This window comes from Protofrankia sp. Cr2, assembly GCF_963555885.1.
Classification (GTDB): domain Bacteria; phylum Actinomycetota; class Actinomycetes; order Frankiales; family Frankiaceae; genus Protofrankia.
Genome location: NZ_CAUVXG010000022.1, coordinates 58,979 through 61,790 on the forward strand (window position 1 = coordinate 58,979; position 2,812 = coordinate 61,790).

A 2,812-nucleotide genomic window follows, 5' to 3' on the forward strand; every position below is an offset into this window, starting at 1 on the left:
ATGAAAGGGAAGGCAGATGAGTCACGACACGATAGCCCGCTGGCAGTTCGCCATCACCACGGTCTACCATTTTCTGTTCGTCCCGCTGACAATCGGACTGTCGCTGCTGGTCGCGGTCATGCAGACGGCGTGGAACCGGACCGGCAACATCGAATGGCTCCGCCTGACCCGATTCTGGGGAAAGCTGATGCTCATCAATTTTGCGATGGGGGTGGTCACGGGGATAGTCCAGGAATTCCAGTTCGGAATGAACTGGTCGGACTACTCACGCTTTGTCGGCGACGTCTTCGGCGCGCCGTTGGCCATGGAAGCGCTGATCGCGTTCTTCCTGGAGTCCACTTTCCTCGGTTTGTGGATCTTCGGGTGGGACCGGCTCTCCAGGAACGTCCACCTCGCCACCATCTGGCTGGCGTCGCTGGGAACGGTGATCAGCGCCTACTTCATCCTGGCGGCAAACTCGTGGATGCAGCATCCGGTCGGTTACCGGATCAACCCCGACACCGGGCACGCGCAGCTCACCTCGATCTGGGCGGTGCTCACGAACCCGACGCAGCTGGTCACCTTCCCGCACGTGCTGGCGGCGTCGTTGCTGACCGGCGGGGCCGTGGTGGTCGGGCTGTCCTGCTGGCATCTGCGCCGGGGTCACCAGGTGGAGCTGCACCGGCGGGCCGTGCACCTGGGCCTGGTCGTCTGCGCCGTCGCGTCGGTCGCGGTCATGATCTCCGGGCACTTCCAGGGCCAGGTCATGACCCGCCAGCAGCCGATGAAGATGGCCTCCGCCGAGGCGCTGTGGGACACCGAACGGGGGGCGGGGCTTTCGCTGTTCGCCTATGGTGACGTCTCGCACGGTGAAAACAAGATCGACATCAAGGTGCCCTACCTGCTGTCGTTCATGGCCACCAACACGTTCTCCGGGACGGTCCGGGGCGTCAACGACCTGCAGGCCGCCGAGATCGCCAGGTACGGCCCGGGTGACTACACCCCGGTCATGGGCGTCACCTTCTGGAACTTCCGCGCCATGATGGGGCTCGGCGCCGTCTACTTCGGTCTCGCACTGCTCGGCCTGTTGCGGATGCGCGGTGGCCACCTGCCCGGCGGACGCTATCTCCTGCTTGCGTTCATCGGGGCCTCGGCCCTGCCATACCTGGCGAACACCGCCGGTTGGATCTTTACCGAGATGGGCCGCCAGCCGTGGGTCGTGTTCGGCCTGTTGCGCACATCCGACGCCGTGTCGCCCGGGGTCTCCACGGCAGCGGTGATCGCGACTCTGGCCGGCTTCACGGTCATCTACGGGTCACTGGCCGCGGTCGCACTGCAGCTGTTCCTGCGCCACGGCCGGCACGAGATACCAACCCTGAACCCGAACGTGACCATTGGCGGCCGATCCCGGCCTGGCGACGCGTTGCCGTCGCTCGCCTACTGACATCCCAGGACCGCAGACCGTAGAGCCGCCGGGCACGCGAGACAAGCGATGATCGCGCGCCCGTCGGCCGGGTAGGAGTAGGGCGATGCTTGAGGAGTTCTGGTTCGTACTGGTTGCCGTCCTGTGGGTCGGCTTCTTCGTCCTGGAAGGCTTTGACTTCGGCGTGGCCGCGTTGCTGCCGGTGGTCGGCGGGAGCGACGAGACCGACCGACGGGCGGTGCTCGGCACCATCGGTCCGGTGTGGGACGCCAACGAGGTCTGGTTGCTCACCGCGGGTGGGGCGATGTTCGCCGCATTCCCGGAATGGTATGCGAGCCTGTTCAGCGGAATGTACCTTGCGCTGTTCCTCGTCCTGTTCTCACTGATCATCCGCGGGGTGTCCCTGGAGTACCGCGGCAAGGCCACCACCGCGGCGGGACGGGCCTGGTGCGACCGGGGGATCGTGATCGGCGGCGTGCTGCCGGCGCTGCTGTTCGGGGTCGCCTTCGCGAACATGGTGCGCGGCCTGGAGATGACCCCCGACCATAACGTGACGAGTGGCTTCCTCGACCTCCTGAACCCCTACGCCCTGCTGGGTGGGGTGACCATGCTGTTGCTGTGCGTTCTGCACGGCTCTGTGTTCCTGGCACTCAAGACCCGCGGCGCGGTACGCGACCGCGCCCGTCTGGTGACCCGGAGCCTGGCCGTGCCGACGTTGGTCGCTTTTGCCGCACTTGTTGTCTGGACGGTCACGATCCGTGGTGGAATCGCCTCGGCGGCAGTCGCGGCCACGGCTCTGCTCGCGTTGGGTGCTGCCGTTCTGGCCTGGTTCGGCGAACGGGACGGCTTGGCGTTCGCCGGCACCGCCGGTGCGATCGCACTGCTGGTGGCAAGCTGGTTCGCCGCCCTGTTCCCGGATGTGCTGCCGGCCCGCGGCACGCCCGGGAACAGCCTGACCATCAGCGCCGCGGCGTCCGGGGCCTACACACTCACCGTCATGACATGGGTGGCGGTGCTGTTCACCCCGGTAGTACTCGGCTACCAGGCGTGGTCGTACTGGGTCTTCCGACGGCGGCTGGTCGGGGCGGATCTGGCGGGATCCCATGAGACCGGTTGATCCACGGTTGCTACGCACGGTGCCAGCCCTGCGCCGCTACCTGGTGCGGTTCGGGGCGCTCGCGGTCGCGTCAGCCGTCCTGGTGGTGATCCAGGCGACGGTGTTGGCCGACATCGTGGTCACGGGTCAGGCCGTGGTCGCGGATCCGACGGCGCTGATCGGGCGGCACAGCGGCGCCTGGATCGGGGACGCGGTCGGGATCGGGGTCGCGGTCGCGGTTCTCATCGCGGTCGTGGCCGCCCGCGCGGTGGTCGTCTGGTTCTCCGAGCGGACGGCGCAGCGGACCGCCCCGG

General features: G+C 67.2%; 2 protein-coding genes and 1 pseudogene. All 3 read left to right on the forward strand.

Features of this window, described 5'->3' with window-relative positions:
• Positions 1 to 16: 16 nt before the first annotated feature.
• Positions 17 to 1,423, forward strand: coding sequence for a cytochrome ubiquinol oxidase subunit I (locus tag U9978_RS12420; protein WP_322761260.1), 1,407 nt, complete (start codon positions 17 to 19; stop codon positions 1,421 to 1,423).
• 85 nt (positions 1,424 to 1,508) lie between these two features.
• Entirely contained in the window at positions 1,509 to 2,519 is a 1,011-nt protein-coding gene (gene cydB / locus U9978_RS12425; protein ID WP_322761261.1) for a cytochrome d ubiquinol oxidase subunit II, read from the forward strand.
• A pseudogene (locus tag U9978_RS12430) lies at positions 2,506 to 2,812 on the forward strand (hypothetical protein); the annotation flags it as partial. The gene cydB and the pseudogene U9978_RS12430, both read left to right, overlap by 14 nt.

What these genes read in the sequence shown, in the direction of transcription:
- cydB (WP_322761261.1), top strand. Translation starts at nt 1,509, where the DNA reads ATGCTTGAGGAGTTCTGGTTCGTACTGGTTGCCGTCCTGTGGGTCGGC.
- U9978_RS12420 (WP_322761260.1), top strand. Translation starts at nt 17, where the DNA reads ATGAGTCACGACACGATAGCCCGCTGGCAGTTCGCCATCACCACGGTC.